Raw genomic sequence first — 21035 nt, 5'->3', positions numbered from 1 at the left:
CCTAAGTTACCTATTAATGCTAGGTTGAGCTTGCTACGCAGAGGTTATACAGCCGTCAGTTGCTCCACTAGCTCAGAAAGCGGCTTAGGATGGCCAATACCGTAGCCTTGGCCGTAGTCCACACCGAGGTCTATCAAATGCTGCATAACCTGGTCATTTTCGACAAACTCCGCCACCGTCACTTTGCCGAGCTGTTTCGCCAAGTCATTGATTGAACGAACCATCACGCGGTCCATTTCATTTATGTTGATATCTTGCACGAAAAGACCATCAATTTTCACGATATCGACAGGAAGTTTCTTTAAGTAACCAAATGAAGACAATCCAGATCCGAAATCATCCAATGCAATCATGCAACCCAAAGACTTTAGCTTGGTAAACAGCTCAATGGCTTGATCCAGATTGCTCATCGCCGCTGTCTCGGTGATTTCTAAGCAGATTTTTTCACACGGCAGAGTCGAACTTTCCAATCGCTCCAATAAGAAGTCAATAAACTCTTGATTCCCCATAGATTGACCTGAAAGGTTTATCGAACAGCGACCAAGCTGTTCAATCACCTCAGGACGCTGTTCAAACCACTCTAGCGTTTGAGTAATAACCTGCTTATCAATCCAATGGGCAATGTTGTAGCGCTCGGAAGCAGGGATAAACAGCGCAGGAGAAACATAATCACCGTACCCATTGCGAATACGCACCAAAATCTCAAAATACATTTGAGTCTCGTGCTTTTGTAAGCTTTTTATCGGTTGAGCAAACAGTTCTAAACGTTGATTCGACAATGCCTCATGCACCAAATTGACGCTCTGCATTTCCATCTGACGACGCTGCAACTCTTCGTTATCTAAGCTGAATAGATTATAGCGGTTACGGCCTTGCTCTTTAGCGGCGTGACAAGCAGAGTCTGCTTGAGCGTGCACCATTTGTGGCGTATCAGCGGTATGATCGATGATACGGATACCAATTGAGCAACTGATGAACAGGCGTGTGTCTTCCCAAATAAAGAGGTGTTCGCTTAGTGTCGAGATGATCAGTTTGGCAATATTGATGGCGCCATATTCGTCACAGTCTTTGAGTAAAACCGCAAACTCATCGCCTCCCATTCGAGCCAAGATGGAATTGTACGGCAGAACGCCTTCCAGCATACTGGCGCAGAATTGAATCGCCGCATCACCTGCATCATGCCCAACCGTATCATTGAGGACTTTTAGTTGATCTAAGTCGAGGTACAGCATGGCGTGGACTCGACGATGGCTGTCCACTTCGCACAGTGCGGTCTTAAGCTCTAGTTCAAAATGGTTTCTGTTGTAAGTCCCCGTCAGTAAGTCATAGCGAGCTTGGTATTCCAATTTCTCGGAAAGCAGTTTGGTTTCGGTAATATCTTCGCCCACAATCAGTAGTTGCTCAGATTCACTCAGCGGACGAATATTCTCGCGCACCCAAACACGATGACCATTTGCATGACGATACTCGACTTCACGTCGCCAAACACCATGCACTTGCTGGTTGGGTTGCAATAACACTTGGCGAGGGAACAGCACTTTGTCATCAAAATAGAACTCCCTCAGGCGATGTCCGAGCATGTCCATCGGTTTGTAGCCAAGAAGTAGTTGAGCAAATCGATTCACTTCTTGAATTCGGTTATTACTATCAAGCGTCACCATCATCACGGGCTGCTGCTCGTAATAGTTGCGTAGGGTTGACTCACGTTGGTAGAGCTTGTCCTCCATCAATTTACGACTGGTAATATCGCGCGCTTCAAACAAGTATTGCTTATGGTTCCCTACTTGCTGAGAAAAAGGCTTGAGCGAAACTTCTAATACCAAGGCGCCGTGTTCTTTACTCCAAATTTCAGCTTCAAACGTCGACACTTGATGGTGAGGCGCATGGAAATACTCCTCTAGCAGCGCTTGGGCTTTCTCACTCCAGTTGGTATGAAACCAAAGTGGTCGGTCTAAACGCAGTCCTCGGTGATAAAGTAAGGATTGAAGGTGATCGTTGCCCGATTTAAGCACACCGTTGGCATCCAAAATGCCCATATACTGCATGCTCTGATCGAAAATCGATTCTAGAATAGCCTGGCTTTCTCGCGCAGCGCTCTCACTTCGACGCATCCGCTGTAAATAGTAACCCATCAGCAAAATGACCACCGACATCACCACAAACAGGCTACCAAACAGGCGAATTTCCTTGGCAAAACGTTCAGAAAGCTTCATTGGCTTATTAAAAAATACCGCAGAAACCTCTTGTTCAGCCCCCAATCCCCAACGCGCTACCGCTTGGTAATCGAGCTTTATTTCAGAATCACTTTTTTTCACGGCAGGCAGAGGCTGATCAGGATTATCCAAAACGAACTCAAGCATCTCTGCGCTCTCAATACCATGCCGATAACCACTTTGAATAACCCCTCCAACTGCGCCATGACCCAAACCAATGTCATGCACCATAAACAGCGGCGCGTTTGAGACTTTGTTGACACCAACCCAGTCACGCTCGCTGCCAACCATACCTTGTTTATCTCGGTAATAGGTCCAGAACAAGACGACTTTATCGGAACTCAGTTTTGCGACTTGTTGTTTTAGATCGATAATACTGTCTGGAACAACTTGTACGATTTTGTCTCGATATTGCGGGAACTTGAGGACAAAATTGTCGATTTGATAACGCAACACCTCACCGGTCACCGAGTGGTCACTGACGATGAGAACTTGTGTGTAGTTCGGATGTAAGCGCTCAATAAGAGCGAGATTCGCTTCCAAATCGACATCTTCCATGACTCCGGTTGCATTCAGAGAACGATGTAAAGAAGGATGGTAGTTATTAATGCCGTTAAATATAACTGGGGTGTCTTTGATGATTGGGGCTAAACGCTGCATGAGTTCAAGCGCATTGTTATCGCTCACTAAAATGGCATCGAATCGCTCTTTGCGTAATTTCGTAAGATATAAGGATTTTAGTTGTGCAAAAAACTGCTCACTCTGGTTACGTTTCGAGTCTAGATAGAGCACACGCATGTCCAGCGCTCGATCGCCCAGCTGTTGCTCGATGCCTCGCTGTATGGAGTCCGTCCAGAAAAAACCCTGATGATAGGAGTGCACGACCAACACCTTCGGATCTGAGGCCGTAGCAAACGCGCTCCAACATAGCGCGGCAATAACCAGAAAACGCTGCACATTATCTCCATAGCTCGGAGTTAACCCGCAGTTACTCCTGCCAAACCTTGTGAATCCTATCCGCTATGAGTATAAAAGGGAGGTAAAACTCTATCCCTAACGGAAATCATAGTATGAATGCGAGCCTGCCGAAACTCGACGACCTTGACCGCGCAATATTAAAAACACTGATGGCTGACGCCAGAACGCCCTACGCAGAAATGGCAAAGCAGTTCGATGTCAGCCCTGCCACTATCCATGTGCGTATCGAGAAGATGAAGTCGGCTGACATCATCGAGGGAACGGAGGTGATCATCAATACCAAAAAGCTTGGCTACGATGTGTGCTGCTTTATTGGTATTAACCTCAATGCAGCTCGTGATTACCACTCCGCGTTAGAAAAACTCAACGCGCTCGACGAAGTCGTTGAGGCTTACTACACCACGGGCGCGTATAACATATTCGTCAAATTGATGTGCAAATCGATTGAAGAGCTGCAATTTGTACTGATCGACAAGCTGCAAGCCATTGATGAGGTTCAGTCCACGGAGACATTGATATCGTTGCAGAACCCGATCAACCGAAACGTAAATCCGTAAAATTTTTTATAAAAACTGTACAAAAAAGGCCAACCGAACGGTTGGCCTTGATGTTTTTTGCTCAATTTACGCCGCAATACCCGAATGGCGCAACAGTGCATCGATTTGTGGCTCGCGGCCACGGAAGCGCTTAAACAGCTCCATTGGCTCTTCACTGCCCCCCATTTCTAGGATGTTGTTCAGGAAGCTTAGACCCGTCTCTTTGTTGAAGATGCCTTCTTCTTCAAAGCGAGAATACGCGTCTGACGACAGCACTTCAGCCCACAGGTAGCTGTAGTAACCCGCACTGTAGCCACCAGCAAAAATATGGCCGAAGCTGTGTGAGAAACGCGCCCACTCAACCGCAGGAACTACCGCGACTTTCTCTTTCACTTTCGCCAGAGTTTCCAGTACACGCGCACCCACTTCAGGGTCATATTCGGTGTGAAGCGTGAAGTCGAACAAGCCGAATTCTAGCTGACGCAAAATACCCATCGCAGATTGGAAGTTTTTCGCTGCGAGCATTTTGTCTAGCATCGCTTTAGGTAGCGGCTCACCTGTCTCATAGTGACCAGAAATGAACGCCAGCGCATCCTCTTCCCAACACCAGTTTTCTAGGAACTGACTTGGTAGCTCAACCGCATCCCAAGGCACGCCATTAATACCTGAAACAGCACCTGTATCAACTTGCGTCAACATGTGGTGGATTCCATGACCAAACTCATGGAATAGCGTCACGACTTCATCGTGCGTGAACAGTGCTGGTTTGTCGCCCACTGGACGGTTGAAGTTACACGTTAGATACGCAACCGGCGTTTGCAGCTCGCCAGATAGCGTAACGCGACGACCACGACAATCATCCATCCACGCGCCGCCACGTTTGTGTTCACGAGCGTAGAGATCTAGGTAGAAACTGCCACGGAGTGTGCCTTCAGCATCAAAGATATCGAAAAAGCGCACGGACTCATGCCAAGTGTCTACGCCTTCGCGCTCAGTAACGGTCATGCCAAACACGCGGTTTAGCACTTCAAACAGACCGCTCACGACTTTTGACTCTGGGAAGTATGGGCGCAGTTCTTCATCCGAAATTTGGAACAGGTGCTGCTTTTGTTTCTCGCTGTAGTAAGCGATATCCCAAACGTTCAGCTCTTCAACACCAAACTCACTTTTCGCAAACTGACGTAACTCTTCGACTTCACGTTCACCTTGCGGTTTCGCACGTGTCGCTAGGTCATTCAGGAAGCCCAGCACTTGATCCGGCGTTTCAGCCATCTTTGTTGCTAACGACTTTTCACTGTAAGTATTGAAACCTAGCATACGTGAAATTTCATGGCGCAGTTTTAGCTGCTCAGTAATGATTTCTGAGTTATCCCATTTGCCTGCGTTTGGACCTCGATCAGAAGCGCGCGTCACGTACGCTTCGTACACTTCTTTACGCAACTCTTGGTTATCGCAGTACGTCATGACAGGTAGGTAAGATGGGATATCTAGCGTAATGAGGTAACCATCTAACTCTTTTGCTTCTGCGGCAGCTTTCGCTGCTGCCAGCGCCGATTCTGGCATACCTGCTAGGTCTTTCTCGTCTGTGATGTGCTTGGTCCAACCCATGGTGGCATCCAGCACATTGTTAGAGAATTTAGAGCTCAGCTCAGACATACGTTTGCTGATCTCGCCGTAACGGTGCTGCTCATCGGATGGCAAACCAATGCCTGATAACTCGAAATCACGCAGTGCATCAGTGATGGTTTTCTGCTGGGCACGAGTTAACGTTGCAAATTCTTCGCTCGCTTTGATGGTTTTGTACGCTTCGTACAACCCTTTATGCTGACCAACCCAAGTGCCGTACTCTGACAAAATTGGTAGGCAACTTTCGTAAGCTTCACGTAGCTCTTCGCTGTTCACTACCGAGTTCATGTGACCCACTGGCGACCAGATGCGGCTTAAGCGATCATCCGCTTCTTCAATTGGCGCAATCACACTGTCCCAAGTTGGGTGAGCGTTGTCTTGTAGAACTTCATCGATTTTTGCTCGGCAGTCAGCAATCGCTTGCTCAACGGCAGGCTTGATGTGTTCTGGTTTAATTTGAGAAAACGGAGGTAGGTCCGTAAACGTCAGAAGAGGATTAGACATGAATAATTCCTTTTGTGTTTTGACTCTGTGATTGCCTGTCTATTTTGTGTAGATAGGCCAACTCAATGTACAGACGAGCCAGCAACATGGATTGGGGGAGCTCCGTTCCCTTTCTCTATGCCGCGATGACCATCATATAGTCAACCAGCGCTACTCTGTCCTTGAGTCTTGTTATACCTAAATGAAATTTCACACCCTTTTGAGTGCGAGAAACTCACCTAGTTCAATTCGATTACCAATAGTAAGTGTGGGTGACTTAAAGAAATTTCAATAGCGTCCCCTTATCAGAGGAACAGATTTGATTGGAAGTTCTACATCTTTAAGTTACTTGAGTATAATACCGCCATAGAGTGAAAATCACAGACCACACTCAACCAAAGAGTGTTTCGAGAGTTTAATTTGTTAAGTTACCGCCACAGCTTCCACGCTGGCAACCATGCCGACGTGGTCAAACACATCGTTCAAAGCCTCATTCTTGATGCGCTGAAACAAAAAGATAAGCCATTCGTTTATCACGATACCCACTCGGGTGTGGGCCGTTACGATCTGACTCACGAATGGTCTGAAAAAACGGGCGAATACAAACAAGGCATCGCACGTATTTGGGATAACCCAAGCATTCCCGAAGACATCAAAAGCTACATCGATGCCATTAAAGTGCTCAACAATGGCGAGAAGCTGCGTTACTACCCAGGCTCACCACGTGTGGCGCGCGCGCAAATCCGCCCACAAGATCGCATGGTGCTGACCGAGTTGCACCCAGCCGATCACCCATTGTTAGAGCAAGAATTCCATCGTGATCGCCAAGTGAGCATCTTCAAAGAGGACGGATTCCAACGCCTCAAAGCAAGCTTACCGCCACAAGAACGTCGTGGTTTGGTGCTGATTGACCCACCATACGAACTCGCGAAAGAGTACCGCGATGTGGTGCGAGCGATTCATCAGAGCCATAAACGTTGGGCCACCGGTATCTACGCGATTTGGTACCCAGTGGTAAACCGTCACGACATCGAAGATATGATCGAAGGTTTGGAAGCACTCGGTATTCGTAAAATTCTGCAAATCGAGTTAGGTGTTGCACCGGATACCAACGAGCGCGGCATGACGGCATCCGGCATGATTGTGATTAACCCGCCATGGAAACTGGAAAGCCAGATGAAAGAGATTCTGCCATTCCTGCAAGACGCGATCGCACCAGCAACTGGCCACTGGAAAGTGGACTGGATTGTGCCAGAGTAAGCACTTCAGTACTGATATCTTCAAGCGCAACGACATTCTCGTTGCGCTTTTTTATGCTCTCACCTTCTTCCTCCAATCGTGCTTATTCTTCTTTTTGTGCCTCTCATCGCTATTTGTCATAAGTATTGTCGCTTTTTCCCATTTAGGAATTAGTCGAATTCGATTTATGATAGTGGGATAACGGTGGCATTGAGTTCGGACAAGGTCATCCCAATCTATCTATGTACCAGATAAAATTTATAAGCTCTTGGAGAAAGTAATGGCGACTCATTTTGACTATATCTGTATCGGTGGCGGCAGTGGCGGCATCGCATCTGCAAACCGTGCGGCGATGTACGGCGCGAAAGTTGCGCTAATCGAAGCTCAAGACCTTGGCGGTACCTGTGTAAACGTAGGTTGTGTACCGAAAAAAGTGATGTGGCACGGCGCACAAATCGCAGAAGCAATGAACCTGTACGCAGAAGATTACGGTTTTGATGTCGACGTGAAAGGTTTCGACTGGAGCAAACTGGTTGAGAGCCGTCAGGCGTACATTGGTCGTATTCACCAATCTTACGATCGCGTTCTTGGCAACAACAAAGTAAACGTGATTAAAGGCTTTGCTAAGTTTGTTGACGAGAAAACCGTAGAAGTAAACGGTGAACATTATACTGCGGATCACATCCTGATCGCGGTTGGTGGTCGTCCTACTATTCCAAACATTCCAGGCGCTGAATACGGCATCGATTCAAACGGCTTCTTCGACCTAGCAGAGCAACCAAAACGCGTTGCGGTTGTTGGCGCAGGCTACATCGCAGTTGAAATTGCTGGCGTACTGCACGCGCTAGGTACAGAAACGCACCTGTTCGTACGTAAAGAGTCACCACTACGTAGCTTCGATCCAATGATCATCGATACGTTGGTTGAAGTAATGGACGCAGAAGGTCCAAAACTGCACACCCACTCTGTACCAAAAGAAGTGGTAAAAGAAGCCGATGGCAGCCTAACTCTGCACCTAGAAAACGGTGAAAGCCAAAACGTTGACCAACTGATTTGGGCAATCGGTCGTCACCCAGCGACAGACGCAATCAACCTAGCGTCAACCGGTGTGGCAACGAACGAAAAAGGCTACATCAAGGTAGACGAATACCAAGAAACTAACGTGAAAGGCATCTACTGTGTGGGTGACATCATGGAAGGCGGTATCGAACTAACACCAGTAGCAGTGAAAGCGGGTCGTCAACTTTCTGAGCGTCTTTTCAACAACAAACCAAACGCGAAGATGGACTACGATTTGGTACCAACTGTGGTATTTAGCCACCCACCAATCGGCACTATCGGTCTAACGACGCAAGAAGCGGAAGAGAAGTACGGCAAAGACAATATCAAAGTCTACACGTCTGGCTTTACGGCGATGTACACCGCCGTTACTAAGCACCGTCAACCATGTAAGATGAAGCTTGTATGTGCGGGCGAAGAAGAAACGGTTGTTGGTCTGCACGGCATCGGTTTCACGGTAGATGAAATGATCCAAGGCTTCGGCGTAGCAATGAAGATGGGCGCAACCAAAGCAGACTTCGACTCTGTTGTGGCTATCCACCCAACGGGCTCTGAAGAGTTCGTAACGATGCGTTAATTACGCGCTAATCTCATTACTGATTTCAGTGAATCATTTGAAAAGGTCATCTTAGGATGACCTTTTTTGTTATCCCATGCTTAACTCGCATTCTCTAATAATGTGCGAATAAACTCGGCTTTAATAGCACTCTCCTGCTTACCATCATGAATCAGACACAAGTCTGCACGCAGTGACTCTTTCAGCTTGATAAAACGAATCCCATGCCAATGATGCTGAGAAAACGTCGACGGCACCAACGTCACGGTATTGCTGTTTGCCACATACGCCATCAAAGTGCTTGGCTCCACCACTTGTTTGCCAATATGGGGTGAAAAGCCTTCTTGCAGACAGGCATTGATGATGAAGTTTGCCGAGGCAGAATTCGCCAAACTCATAAACGCAAACTCACACGTCTTTAAATCTTGGAGCCGCAGCAAAGATTTGCTGGCTAACTCATGTTGCTCCGACACCGCCACCACAAACACATCTTTGCCCAAAGATACCGACTGATACGGATAAATGTTGAGTGCATCAGCAAAACGCACAATGCCCACATCGATTTTCTTCTCGCTAAGGTGCTTCTTTTGCGTCTCTGGGTTAAGGTCAAAAATGTCGGCGTGATAAGTGTCATGCTCAGCATGGAAGCGCTGTAACAGACGATCAAATCCGCCCCAAAATGCGCTACTTACCACACCAACTCGCAAAATGTTTCTCTGGTTCAAGCCCACTTGCTGCACTTGATTGAGCGAAACATCCAAGGTCTGAAAAATCAGTTGGCATTTGGACTCCAACAATCGTCCGGCCTCCGTCAGCATGACGTTTCTTGAATCACGCTCAAACAGTTTGACGTTAAGCACCTCTTCCAACTCTTTGATGCGATTGCTCAACGGCGAATTGGTGATATTGAGATTCTCAGCCGCCTTAGTGAAATGCTTGGTTTGTGCGACCTCGTAAAAGTAACGCAGCATCTTCAGCGTCACGCGCTCAAATGGTTCTGACTTCATGCATTGAGTCCTAGCAAATTTCATCATCCTCTTTTTAAGGATGATAGTAGAGAATAAAGCAAAGATAACCAGCGCAGAAAGTCACACAATGGAATCAACACACAACCAGAAGGTGACTAACATGAATCACGATCCAGTAATCGGCGCGCTACAAACCATTCGCGAACGCAAACCAAACTTCCAACCTAAAGCGGCGTTTATTTTAGGCTCTGGCTTAGGCGTATTGGCAGACGAGCTACAAGACAAAGTGGTCATTCCATACGAAGAGCTCGAAGGCTTTCCGGTTAGCACCGTGCAAGGCCACTCTGGTGAGTTGGTACTTGGCACCATGGGCGGCGTAGACGTAGTGTGCATGAAAGGTCGCGGTCACTACTACGAACACGGCTCAATGAAGGTCATGACCACGCCCGTACGCACCTTTAAAAAGCTGGGCTGTGAGTTTCTGCTCGTCACCAACGCGGCAGGCTCACTTCGCCCTGAACGCATCGACGTCGGTTCTCTGGTGGTATTTCATGACCACATCAATACCATGCCTGAATCGCCAATGATCGGTCCGAATGATGAAGAGTACGGCCCGAGGTTCTTCAGCCTCGCCAATGCGTACGACAAAGCCCTGCGCGCAGAAGCGTTTGAAGTCGGCAAAGCCAATGGCATTCACCTCAATGAAGGCGTGTTTGTCTCTTACACAGGCCCCAACTTTGAGACCGCAGCCGAAATCCGCATGATGCAAATCATCGGTGGTGATGTAGTGGGCATGTCGGTCGTGCCAGAAGTGATTTCTGCGGCGCATTGCGGCTTACCCGTATTGGCAGTGTGTGCGATCACCAACATGGCAGAAGGCTTGGGAGATGTAGAATTGTCTCACGCCCAAACATTGAAGTGCGCGAAGCTAGCCGAAGCAGATTTCATTCGCTTTATTAAGCGCTTTATGAAGCATCACTTCTAAAGCCGTTTCATTCCAAAAGCAAAAGGGTCATCAAGTAACTTGATGACCCTTTTTTGTGTCACGTTTTCTAACGTTCGGGGGTATTTCGGAGCCGTTTGTGCGTTTTACTTAACTGCACGAACCAATTCAGCAATGCCTTCCCAATCGCCGTTGTCCATCATTGCGGTTGGCACCATCCAAGTACCGCCACAAGCTACAACCGATTTCAGCGCTAGGTAATCTTCCACGTTGGATGGGCTTACGCCACCTGTTGGCATGAATTCAACTGGGTAAACCGCCGTGAGTGCTTTCAGCATGCTTACGCCGCCTGATGGCTCAGCAGGGAAGAACTTCAACGTACGCAGACCCATTTCCATCGCTTGCTCAACCAAGCTTGGGTTGTTTACACCCGGTACGATAGTCACGCCACGTTGCTGACAGTATTTCACTGTGGTTGGGTTGAAGCCTGGGCTAACGATAAAGTCCACGCCCGCTTCGATCGCGATGTCCACTTGCTCTGTTGTCAGTACTGTACCAGCACCGATCAGCAGTTCTGGGTACGCTTCACGCATAATGCGGATCGACTCAGCCGCCGCTTCAGTGCGGAATGTCACTTCCGCACATGGTAAACCGTTTTCTACCAACACTTTTGCCAGTGGCAGAGCGTGTGCTACGTCGTTGATTGCGATAACTGGGACGATTTTGACTTCTCTTAATCGTTGTTCAAGTGTTGTCATGGGGAACCTCTAAAGAATAAAGCTTAATGTTGCGACGATAATAAACGCGATACCGCCAAGTAACGTTTCCATTACCGTCCAAGTTTTTAATGTGGTTTTCTCATCCATCTCAAGCAGACGAGATACCAACCAGAAACCAGAGTCATTGAAGTGAGACAGTACCGTTGCACCACCCGCAATCGCGATTACGATAAAGCAAAGGTCGAGTTCACTCAAACCTGTTGATGCTGCCACTACTGGCGCGATAAGAGCCGCCGTAGTGGTTAGCGCTACGGTTGCCGAGCCTTGAGCAACACGCAGACAAGTTGAAATCACAAACGCCGCCACAATCACAGGCATACCTGTGTCTGTAAGAACGTCAGCCAGTGCATCACCAATACCGCTTGAGCGCAGTACGCCGCCAAACATGCCACCTGCACCCGTTACTAGGATAACACCACAGATAGGAGCCAATGACTCACCACATAATTTTTCTAGTTTTGCCATGCCGTAGTCTTTGGCAAACACAGCCAGACAGACAATCAAAGTGATCAGCAACGCAACTGGGGTTTTACCTAGCATACGTAGGAACTCAACCAGTGCCGTTTTACCATCAATCACACCCGCAACCGCCAGTGTGTTCAATACCGTATCCAAACAGATTAGCAGGACTGGCAGCACAAGGATGGTCATAACCGTGCCAAATTTTGGTGCGTTGCGCTCATCCACCATCGCTTCGCCATTAAAGAAGGCTTTAGATAGTGGGATATCGAATTTTTTGCCCGCGTACAAACCAAATAGGTAAGCGCCAAGGTACCAAGTTGGAATAGCTACCAGAATACCCACCACCAATAACAGACCGATGTTTGCGCCAAGGAATTCGGCCGCTGCAACCGGACCTGGATGTGGTGGAACAAACGCGTGCATAACCGCAAAAGCACCAGCTGCAGGCAACGCGTATTTAATTGGTGAGCCACCAAAACGAGCCGCCACACTGAGGATGATTGGCATCATCACTACAAGGCCAGCATCGAAGAAGATTGGGAAGCCAAACAGTAATGAAGCGACGCCCAAAGCAAATGGTGCGCGCTCTTTACCAAAGCGACCAATCAAAGTGTCTGCCAGCACTTTCGCACCGCCAGTCACTTCAAGAATTTTGCCGATCATCGCACCAAGACCAACCAGCAATGCTACGGAAGCCAGTGTGCCGCCGAAGCCGCCCATCATGGTCGATACGACTTTCTCAGAAGGAACGCCAGTGGCGATTGCTGTGCCTAAACTCACCATAGTAAGGGAAGCAAAAGCATGGACTTTCAGTTTAATGATCAGAACGAGTAACGCTGCAATGGCAAGGCCTGCAATCGTCAGTAGGAACGTAGGATCTGGGGCTTGGGTTAATTGCTCCATAGGTTCACCTTTAAGAATTATTGTTTGTGTTATGGTTCACATTTATTTCAGTTACCGGTAACATGTTACCGATAACATGAATAAGATAAACCCATATTTTAAAGTGAATTCAAAAATTGAGATCACGCGCAAATTTGGTTATGAGGATAAGTTATGGCTGGTAGTAGTGTCATCGTTATGGGCGTTTGTGCTAGTGGTAAAAGCACAATTGGTGAGCATCTAGCGAAAAAGCTAGGGCGTAAATTCATTGATGGTGATGATCTTCATCCACGAGCGAACATTCAGAAAATGGCATCGGGCCAGCCTCTGAACGATGATGATCGCAAGCCATGGCTAGAACGCATTCGTGATGCGGCGTACAGCCTAGAAAGCAAAAACGAACACGGCATTATTGTCTGTTCAGCACTGAAAAAGATTTACCGCGATCAGATCCGCGAAGGCAACGACAACGTGACCTTCCTGTTCCTTGATGGCGATAGGGAGTTGATCCTTAATCGCATGCGTATGCGCAAAGGCCACTTCATGAAAGAAAACATGGTGAAGAGCCAATTCGAGACACTAGAGCGCCCAGACAACGAGCCTCAAACTCTGATCGTCAGTATCGACGGAGACATCAGCGACGTGGTGGAACGCTCTGCTACTGAGCTAATCAAAATGCAAGCGATCGAGGTGGCGTAATGACTCACTCTGTTGTTATTGAGGTCACACAACGCTTGACCGAGCGCAGCCGCGAAGCGCGCGCTGCCTTTCTTGCTCGCACCGAAGTGCAAGCCGAAGCTGGCAAAGGCCGTGTTGGTTTATCTTGTGGTAACTTAGCCCATGCAGTCGCCGCTTCTTGCTCTTCTGAAAAGAAAAATATTCTCGATTTTACTCATGCCAATCTCGCGCTGATCAGCGCCTACAACGACATGTTGAGCGCCCACCAGCCGTACCAAGACTACCCAGCACAAATCAAACAAGTGCTGGCGGACTACGGACATACAGCGCAAGTCGCAGGTTGTGTGCCAGCGATGTGCGATGGGGTGACTCAAGGTCAAGCCGGCATGGATATGTCGCTGTTTTCGCGTGACTTAATTGCGCAATCAACGGCGTTGTCTTTGAGCCACAATGTCTTTGATGCCACATTACTGCTTGGTATCTGTGACAAAATTGCCCCGGGGCAACTGATGGGCGCGCTGTCTTACGCGCATCTACCGACTGCGTTTGTACCAGCGGGTCTGATGGCTACGGGCATCAGCAACGAAGAGAAAGTCGACGTGCGCCAAAAATACGCAGCGGGTGAAGTCGGCAAAGACGCTCTGCTGGATATGGAGTGTCGCGCTTACCACTCTGCGGGTACGTGTACGTTTTACGGCACCGCCAACACCAACCAGTTGGTGTTCGAAGCCATGGGCTTGATGCTGCCAGGTTCGGCATTCATTCATCCCCATACCCAACTGCGTAAAGCGTTAACCGATCACGCGGCTCTGAAAATCGCCTCAATGACGGCGGGTTCTGCACACTTCCGTCCGCTGGCCGAGGTGGTCACAGAAAAGAGCTTGGTCAACGGCATCATCGCTCTACTTGCATCTGGCGGCAGCACCAATCACACCATTCATATGATCGCCGTGGCGCGTGCTGCTGGCATCTTGCTCACGTGGCAAGACATCAGCGATCTGTCGGATGTGGTTCCTTTGTTAGCTCGCGTTTACCCGAACGGCCCAGCCGATATGAACGCGTTCCAAGACGCGGGGGGCGTGCCTGCGTTATTGCACCGCTTGAACCAATCCGAGCTTTTGCATCGCGATGTGAAACCCGTGTTTGGTGAATTTGAAGACCAAATGACGCTACCGAGCCTTATCGATGGCCAACTGACTTGGACACCGTGCCAAGGCAGCCAAGACGGTGACGTGATCGCCAAACCGGACGCCACTTTCCAAAACACTGGCGGCACTCGCGTACTGACTGGCAACTTGGGTAAAGCCGTGGTGAAAGTGTCTGCGGTGAAAGAAGAGCAACGCGTGATTGTTGCACCTGCGATCGTATTCCAATGCCAACATGAAGTGGAAGCTGCGTACAAACGTGGTGAGCTGAACAAAGATTGCATCGTTGTGGTCACACACAACGGCCCAGCGGCAAACGGCATGCCTGAACTGCACAAGCTGATGCCAATTTTAGGTAACGTGCAAAAAGCGGGCTTTAAAGTGGCGCTGGTTACTGACGGTCGCTTATCTGGCGCGTCAGGTAAAATTCCGTCTGCGATTCATGTTTCTCCAGAAGCCATTCGTGGCGGCGCGATTGGTTTGGTGCGCAACGGCAATTTGATTCGTCTGGATTGCCAAACGGGCGAACTGAACAACTTAAGCGATACCACTGGTCGCGAGTTGATTCATTTCGATACCGAATCGACCCAACAAACATGGGGACGAGGCTTGTTTAGCGTGATCCGCCAAAACGTATCGAGTGCAGAAGAAGGCGCAAGCTTTATTGTTTAAGGCGAGAAGAAAGACCTCGTCGTTCCGACGAGCCCAAGCGAGATCAGGAATTTAATATCAGCGTGCTGTGAAGCCAGAGAAAACCCCTCTACCACAGCACTTTTTGTTGGTAGATTCTGAATCACACTCGTCCCTCGCAGTTCAGAATGACGAGCTTTAGGATTGGCCTCTGTTCTTTCTAAAAACGAATGAATCCGTCGCTCCGAAGAGCCCAAGCAAGATCAGGAATTTAATATCAACGTGCTGTGAAGCCAGAGAAAACCCCCTTTGCCGAAACACTTTTGTGTTGGTAGATTCTGAATCACACTCGTCCCTCGCTGTTCAGAATGACGAGCTTTGGGATTGGCCTCGGTTCTTTCTAAAAAACGAATGAATCCGTCATTCCGACGAGCCTAGGCGAGATCAGGAATCTAATAGCAAAATGCTGTGAAGTCAGAGAAAACTCCTCTGCCACAGCACTTTTTGTTGGTAGATTCTGAATCACACTCGTCCCTCGCAGTTCAGAATGACGAGCTTTAGGATTGGCCTCGGTTCTTTCTAAAAAACGAATGAATCCGTCATTCCGACGAGCCTCAGCAGGATCAGGAATCTAATATCGACATGCTATGACGTCAGAGAAAACTCCTCTGCCACAGCACTTTTTGTTGGTAGATTCTGAATCACGACCGTCCCTCGCAGTTCAGAATGGCAAGCTTTAGGATTGGCCTCGGTTCTTTTTAAACGAATGAATCCGTCATTCCGACGAGCCTAGGCGAGATCAGGAATCTACTATCAACGTGTTGTGAAGCTAGAGAAAACTCCTCTGCCACTGCACTTTTTGTTGGTAGATTCTGACTCTTGCTCGTCCTTCGCTGTTCAGAATGACGAGTTTTGAGATTGGCCTCGGTTCTTTTTAAAAATGAATGAGTCCGTCATTCCGACGAGCCTAGGCGAGATCAGGAATTTAATATCAGCGTGCTGTGAAGCCAGAGAAAACCCCTCTACCACAGCACTTTTTGTTGGTAGATTCTGAATCACACTCGTCCCTCGCTGTTCAGAATGACGAGCTTTAGGATTGGTCACTGCTCTTTCTAAAAAAATGAATCCGTCATTCCGACGAGCCTAGGCGAGATCAGGAATCTAATATCAAGGTGCTGTGAAGCCAGAGAAAACCCCTCTTCCACAGCACTTTTTGTTGGTAGATTCTGAATCACGCTCGTCTCTTGCTGCTCAGAATGACGATATCTAGCATTCAGTAAATTACATCAAGCGGTCTTCATCACCACGACGGCAGCAATCACCACAAAGATACCAAACCAGCCGATTGGTTTGAGTTTCTGCTTAAACAGCAAGGCTCCACCTACTGCGGTACCCAAGATACCGATCGCACCCCAAGAGGCATAAGCAATGGCTAAGTCGATCTCTTTCACCGCTTGTGCCAACAGCGTGAATGCTGTCAGTACCAACACAATCGCCGCAATGCCCCAGCCTTTATATTTAAAACCTTTTGAGCGTGTCAGCGCCATATTGGCCATGATATCGACCAAGGCAGCCATCACGACAAATCCAAATGACATCGTAAAAAATTGACTCATGATTCGCACCTTGTACTAGTAGAAAATGAACGTTCTTTTGCCGGTTTATCGGCATTTTTCTTGGCGTTAGGTTGACCATGTGATTCCCCTAAGGTCACACACACAATGCCAACAACGGCTAACATCAAACCAAACAACTCTTGATGGTTTAAGTTGGCATCAAAGGCGATGATCGACACCACGGTGATCAACGAGATACCTAACCCTTCCCAGACAGCGTATGCCACACCGATAGATATTTTCTTCGCGGCAAACGCAAGAAAGTAGTAAGAGATTGCGATCAGCACATACATTACGATGTAGCCCCACCACCCGTGCCCTTGTCCGATAAGAGACATAGTGCTGGTGCCAGCTACTTCGGCAACGATGGCGAGCAATAAAAATAGACGTGCAACTAGCATGATTAATCCTCCATCAGAAATTAAAAAAATGCATAACGGAGAATGGTGAATGTCGCGTACCTATATCGACATTCAAAAAGTTAAAAAGATAAAAATGAGCCACTTCTCCTGACTATTTGAGATAAGGTTAGCGCTGGGTAGGAAAAAGAGACAGGTAATTGAGATATTCATTTTTGAATATCTTAAGAAATAAGTTGTCTATGTAATCACACAACACTGATAAGGTTAAAGCATCTGCTCTCTCATTCAGCTGATGCCATCAGGTGACGTCACTGCGTAAAAATCAGCGGCGTATTGAGGGTTTGTCGCACCACTTTATGTAGGTGTCTGTGCAAAGGATGGTTGCGGTTGGTTTGAAGGAAACCGCCAGAGACCACAAACTGACTGAACTCACGATTAACGGGTGGCATTGCGTAAGAGGCGAGTTCTGGCATCAACAATGCCGAGCTTTGACTGGCATACATAATCGCGTCGGTTTCTTGCAACATTTGGCAAGCCAAACGCAAATTATAGGACTTCAGTAACACTACTGGCTCATAACCCATGCGTCGATACTCGGACTCCACGGTACAAAGCGGTTTATATGACGCGGGCGCAGGCAAAGAGACAAGTGGTAGTTTGGACACCGTGTCCCAATCATTGCTGACTTTCGACAACGTTGGGTGATTTTTGCGCGCCAAAATCACCCGTTTTTCAACGAATAACGGGCGCATGTAAATGTCTTTCGACAGCTCGGTCTCTTGGTCAAGAATGCAGTAATCGTGCTCGCCTTCTAACATTTCATCGTGCGAGTAAGTATTCCAGCTGGAAAAAGCAAAGTGCGCTTTGGGAAAGGCTCGATGACAACCAGTGAGCAGTCGCTGCCCTTGTTCATCCATCAAATAAGGATCAGTTACAATCGCAATCTGCCCTTGGTATTGCAGTGGGTCGAACACTTCAAATTCTTGCACCACTTTTTCCAGTGGCGCAACCATATTGTCGAACTCGGCGGCGAGACGAATCGCCATGGGTGATGGCTCTACCCCATGTGCTTTACGCACAAAAAGCGGGTCATCAAACACTTGCTTCAACTTCATCACGCCGCGGCTGGCGCTCGGTTGAGAAATGCCAAGCTGCATTGCGGCCAGCTTGATGCTGCGGTTTTCCACCACGGCTTTTAATAAACGCATTAAGTTGAGATCCAATGCATCCAGCTGATGTGCCATACCCTAACCTACCAATACCATTGATGAGCGAATACAAAGAGCAGTTAACAATTAGTTAAACACTCTCTCCCGACGTGATCTGATAACCCATATCGAAGACTTTTTCTTCTTGCGTTTCGCCTTTCAGGCGCGCAATTAATAGCTCTGCGCTCTTTACACCAATTTGGAAACGCGGCGTATCAACGCTGGTCAGTTTCGGACTGATGGTTTGACCGATATCCAGCGCGTTATAGCCCGCCACTGCCAATTGCTGTGGAACTTGAATGCCACGTTGCTGCGCACTCAGCATGGTGCCAATTGCGATGTCATCGTTGGTACAGAACACCCCATCGAGCGTTGGGTGCGTTTCCAGTGCGCGTTCGAGCAAATCATGCGCTAAAGAAAAACTAGAATGATCACCAGTTAATACATGTTTGGGTTCTAGCCCTGCTTCTGTCATCGCGCGATCGTAACCTTGCATCCGCAATTTGGTTCGCGTATCCAGACGCGCGCCAAAATAGACGATTGTACGCTTCCCCGTATCTAGCATCTGCTTAACCACGGTGTACGACGCATCTTCATGATCGAGTCCAACCGCCATATCAATCGGCTCCGATGGCAGTTCCATGGTTTCGACCACCGGAATGCCCGCATTTTTGATCATCTGTAATGTACGCGGCGTGTGATGGCTTTCAGTTAGAATAAGCCCATCGACTTGATAAGAGAGTAATGACGCGATCTTGCGCTCTTCTTCAAGCTCATCGTAGCTAAAATGCGCTAAAAGCGTCTCATAGCCATTGGCTTTGGTCACCATCTCTATGCCCTGAACAAAGGAAGCAAAAATTTGGTTGGACAAAGACGGCAGTAAAATACCAATGGCTTTACTGGAGGACTTTGACAACATCGCCGGTGCACGGTTTTCGATGTAACCCATCTCTTCAATCGCAGTCGCAATCTTGGCCCGAGTCTTTTCTGCCACCGATTCAGGGTTACGCATATAGCGTGAAACGGTCATCTTCGTGACGCCAACCTGGTCTGCGACATCCTGCAATGTCGTACGAGTTTTCTTATTCTGTTGAGCCATAAATATGTGATTTATCAGTAATGTTACAAGTAACATTATGACGAATAGACTCTCTGCCGACAAGCTCAGTGAAAATAATTAGCAAAATCATGACGTTATTACTCCATTAGCCATCAAATTGCGTTTCATGGATTGTGAATCAAAACCGAATAAATAAATGACATTTATATCAAAGTTCTTATAAAATGCCGTACCTAAAAGAATAAGACATTAGTCACAGTGCAGTTAGGCTCTAGCGAAACCCAGATTTACTACCACCTGCTTGATCTGGACGACTCCCAAAAGCAGCAATACCTCCAAGCATTGCAACGAAGTCAACCTGAGCTGTATCGACAACTCGTTCCTCTTTTAGCCAACGAGACACCGGAAGAACAACTAACGCAGTTACTTTATTTTGGTGCTCATCAGGCTACGAACCAAGACGTCGATCTAAGCGGAGAAATCATCAGTAAGTACCGCCTAACTCATGAGTTGGGGCGTGGTGGCATGGGTGTCGTATACGCAGCTCTACGTGCAGATGAAACGTTCGAGCAAGATCTGGCTATCAAGTTTATTCAAAGCAATTTGAGCAATGTGTTAGGGCAACGTGCACTCTTCGACGAAGCTCAACTTCTCGCGCGTCTAAACCATCCTTACATCGCGAAAGTGTTTGACGGCGGTCTCCATCAAGATTCGGTTTACATCGTGATGGAGCGGGTGTTTGGTCAAACTTTGGATGAGTATCTATCTGAAAATAAGCTAGAAAAAACGGAGAAGCTGCTGTTGTTTAAGCAGATCTGCCAGGCGATGGAGCACGCCCACCAACACCAGGTTTTGCATGCCGATCTAAAACCAGAAAATATACTGATTGATCGTAGCAAGCGTCCCAAGCTGCTTGACTTCAACTTGACTCAAAAAGCGCACTCCAACCGAGAAGACTCACCCTCAGCGCTGATTGCTTTTAGCCAAAATTTTGCCAGCCCAGAGCAGCAAGCAGGACAGGTTCTAACAGAGCAAAGCGACGTGTACTCCTTAGGCAAAATTCTCGCTTTGATGTTTCCATCACCAACAATTTGGTCTGATGTTTACTGGGTGATAAGACGCGCAACGCGTCCTGCCACTCAAATGCGATATATCAATGTTCGAGCATTGCGCATTGATATCGAACGAATTATCGAACGCCGTCCAATCGAGCAGAAAAAAAACTGGCCATTGTATAGCGCCTTTCGCTTGGTACAACGACGTCCCCTTGCTTCGGTATTGTCAGGCATCATTGTGCTCTCTGGTGTGTTATTTGGCAGCGCCATGATGCAAAAGAATATCCAGCTGCAACAAGAGAAGAAGATTGCAGAAGATATGATGTACGAAATGACTCGCCTCATCTTCCACGCGAAGGGGCAAAATGTCGAACATCTCTCAGTGAACTCCATGATGGAGTTAACACGAAGGCGGATACTCTCTAACCCAGATATCCCCAAACATATAAAACAAAAAATGTTGTTGGCGATGATGACACCGGTGCCAGAGAAGCACCTAACTACACCAATGAGTTGTCAGCCAAATTGTGCGTCTAAGGACAGCACCAACCAATAAG

Annotated in this window: 16 protein-coding genes; 7 read left to right on the top strand and 9 right to left on the bottom strand. The window is 47.9% G+C overall.

The window, feature by feature from the left end; all coding sequences use genetic code 11:
* Positions 1-44: 44 nt before the first annotated feature.
* The gene (locus R7R24_RS18730) at positions 45-3170 is read right to left on the bottom strand and encodes an EAL domain-containing protein (RefSeq protein WP_054579539.1); all 3126 of its coding nucleotides are present in this window, start codon (positions 3168-3170) and stop codon (positions 45-47) included.
* A gap of 113 nt (positions 3171-3283) precedes the next feature.
* On the opposite strand from R7R24_RS18730, the gene asnC reads away from it, so the two are divergent.
* A complete protein-coding gene (gene asnC / locus R7R24_RS18725) occupies positions 3284-3748 on the top strand; it encodes a transcriptional regulator AsnC (RefSeq protein ID WP_005389595.1) in 465 nt (154 codons plus the stop codon).
* Between the two features lie 66 nt (positions 3749-3814).
* Here the strand turns inward: asnC and prlC are convergent, their stop codons facing one another.
* Positions 3815-5857: an oligopeptidase A gene (gene prlC / locus R7R24_RS18720; RefSeq protein ID WP_017635033.1), complete on the bottom strand. Its 2043-nt coding sequence runs from the start codon at positions 5855-5857 to the stop codon at positions 3815-3817.
* 399 nt (positions 5858-6256) lie between these two features.
* Between prlC and R7R24_RS18715 the strand changes: the two genes are divergently transcribed.
* Entirely contained in the window at positions 6257-7096 is an 840-nt protein-coding gene (locus R7R24_RS18715; RefSeq protein ID WP_005379158.1) for a 23S rRNA (adenine(2030)-N(6))-methyltransferase RlmJ, read from the top strand.
* Between the two features lie 259 nt (positions 7097-7355).
* Entirely contained in the window at positions 7356-8711 is a 1356-nt protein-coding gene (gene gorA, locus R7R24_RS18710) for a glutathione-disulfide reductase (RefSeq protein WP_005379157.1), read from the top strand.
* An 80-nt stretch (positions 8712-8791) separates the two neighbouring features.
* Here the strand turns inward: gorA and R7R24_RS18705 are convergent, their stop codons facing one another.
* Positions 8792-9697, bottom strand: a complete 906-nt coding sequence (locus tag R7R24_RS18705) for a LysR family transcriptional regulator (RefSeq protein ID WP_005379156.1) — start codon at positions 9695-9697, stop codon at positions 8792-8794.
* Between the two features lie 121 nt (positions 9698-9818).
* Between R7R24_RS18705 and xapA the strand changes: the two genes are divergently transcribed.
* Positions 9819-10643 carry a xanthosine phosphorylase gene (gene xapA, locus R7R24_RS18700; protein ID WP_054579537.1) on the top strand — a complete coding sequence of 275 codons (825 nt, stop codon included), beginning with the start codon at positions 9819-9821 and terminating at the stop codon, positions 10641-10643.
* A 104-nt stretch (positions 10644-10747) separates the two neighbouring features.
* Here xapA and R7R24_RS18695 read toward each other — a convergent pair whose 3' ends face one another.
* On the bottom strand, positions 10748-11359 hold the full coding sequence (locus R7R24_RS18695; protein ID WP_054579536.1) for a bifunctional 4-hydroxy-2-oxoglutarate aldolase/2-dehydro-3-deoxy-phosphogluconate aldolase: 612 nt from the start codon (positions 11357-11359) through the stop codon (positions 10748-10750).
* A 9-nt stretch (positions 11360-11368) separates the two neighbouring features.
* On the bottom strand, positions 11369-12745 hold the full coding sequence (locus R7R24_RS18690; RefSeq protein ID WP_012841240.1) for a GntP family permease: 1377 nt from the start codon (positions 12743-12745) through the stop codon (positions 11369-11371).
* Positions 12746-12898: 153 nt separating this feature from the next.
* On the opposite strand from R7R24_RS18690, the gene R7R24_RS18685 reads away from it, so the two are divergent.
* Both R7R24_RS18685 and edd read left to right on the top strand, forming a co-directional pair.
* Positions 12899-13423 carry a gluconokinase gene (locus R7R24_RS18685; protein WP_033905875.1) on the top strand — a complete coding sequence of 175 codons (525 nt, stop codon included), beginning with the start codon at positions 12899-12901 and terminating at the stop codon, positions 13421-13423.
* The gene (edd, locus tag R7R24_RS18680; protein WP_318119587.1) at positions 13423-15219 is read left to right on the top strand and encodes a phosphogluconate dehydratase; all 1797 of its coding nucleotides are present in this window, start codon (positions 13423-13425) and stop codon (positions 15217-15219) included. Before R7R24_RS18685 ends, edd begins: the two co-directional genes overlap by 1 nt.
* 1244 nt (positions 15220-16463) lie before the next feature.
* Here edd and R7R24_RS18675 read toward each other — a convergent pair.
* The 4 genes from R7R24_RS18675 to R7R24_RS18660 form a co-directional block, all read right to left on the bottom strand.
* Positions 16464-16793, bottom strand: coding sequence for an SMR family transporter (locus R7R24_RS18675; protein ID WP_005478614.1), 330 nt, complete (start codon positions 16791-16793; stop codon positions 16464-16466).
* Positions 16790-17194 carry an SMR family transporter gene (locus R7R24_RS18670; RefSeq protein WP_005379135.1) on the bottom strand — a complete coding sequence of 135 codons (405 nt, stop codon included), beginning with the start codon at positions 17192-17194 and terminating at the stop codon, positions 16790-16792. The genes R7R24_RS18675 and R7R24_RS18670 overlap by 4 nt, the downstream gene beginning before the upstream one ends.
* A 269-nt stretch (positions 17195-17463) precedes the next feature.
* Entirely contained in the window at positions 17464-18399 is a 936-nt protein-coding gene (locus tag R7R24_RS18665) for a LysR family transcriptional regulator (protein ID WP_005379132.1), read from the bottom strand.
* Positions 18400-18454: 55 nt separating this feature from the next.
* The gene (locus tag R7R24_RS18660; RefSeq protein WP_017636149.1) at positions 18455-19462 is read right to left on the bottom strand and encodes a substrate-binding domain-containing protein; all 1008 of its coding nucleotides are present in this window, start codon (positions 19460-19462) and stop codon (positions 18455-18457) included.
* Between the two features lie 219 nt (positions 19463-19681).
* Here R7R24_RS18660 and R7R24_RS18655 point away from each other — a divergent pair, with 219 nt between their 5' ends.
* Positions 19682-21034 (top strand): serine/threonine-protein kinase, encoded by a 1353-nt coding sequence (locus R7R24_RS18655; RefSeq protein ID WP_053349772.1) that lies wholly within the window; start codon positions 19682-19684, stop codon positions 21032-21034.
* The last annotated feature ends 1 nt before the right edge of the window (position 21035 follow it).

The organism is Vibrio sp. 704, assembly GCF_033339295.1.
The sequence above is the reverse complement of the archived record's forward strand: the minus strand, read 5'-3'. Positions and strand labels throughout refer to the sequence as shown.

Bases quoted from the DNA above. Each gene is read 5' to 3' on its own strand.
- R7R24_RS18685 (WP_033905875.1), top strand. From the start codon at position 12,899: ATGGCTGGTAGTAGTGTCATCGTTATGGGCGTTTGTGCTAGTGGTAAA.
- R7R24_RS18670 (WP_005379135.1), bottom strand. From the start codon at position 17,194: ATGCTAGTTGCACGTCTATTTTTATTGCTCGCCATCGTTGCCGAAGTA.
- xapA (WP_054579537.1), top strand. From the start codon at position 9,819: ATGAATCACGATCCAGTAATCGGCGCGCTACAAACCATTCGCGAACGC.
- R7R24_RS18675 (WP_005478614.1), bottom strand. From the start codon at position 16,793: ATGAGTCAATTTTTTACGATGTCATTTGGATTTGTCGTGATGGCTGCC.
- R7R24_RS18665 (WP_005379132.1), bottom strand. From the start codon at position 18,399: ATGGCACATCAGCTGGATGCATTGGATCTCAACTTAATGCGTTTATTA.
- R7R24_RS18660 (WP_017636149.1), bottom strand. From the start codon at position 19,462: ATGGCTCAACAGAATAAGAAAACTCGTACGACATTGCAGGATGTCGCA.
- R7R24_RS18690 (WP_012841240.1), bottom strand. From the start codon at position 12,745: ATGGAGCAATTAACCCAAGCCCCAGATCCTACGTTCCTACTGACGATT.
- asnC (WP_005389595.1), top strand. From the start codon at position 3,284: ATGAATGCGAGCCTGCCGAAACTCGACGACCTTGACCGCGCAATATTA.
- R7R24_RS18695 (WP_054579536.1), bottom strand. From the start codon at position 11,359: ATGACAACACTTGAACAACGATTAAGAGAAGTCAAAATCGTCCCAGTT.
- edd (WP_318119587.1), top strand. From the start codon at position 13,423: ATGACTCACTCTGTTGTTATTGAGGTCACACAACGCTTGACCGAGCGC.
- R7R24_RS18705 (WP_005379156.1), bottom strand. From the start codon at position 9,697: ATGAAGTCAGAACCATTTGAGCGCGTGACGCTGAAGATGCTGCGTTAC.
- gorA (WP_005379157.1), top strand. From the start codon at position 7,356: ATGGCGACTCATTTTGACTATATCTGTATCGGTGGCGGCAGTGGCGGC.
- prlC (WP_017635033.1), bottom strand. From the start codon at position 5,857: ATGTCTAATCCTCTTCTGACGTTTACGGACCTACCTCCGTTTTCTCAA.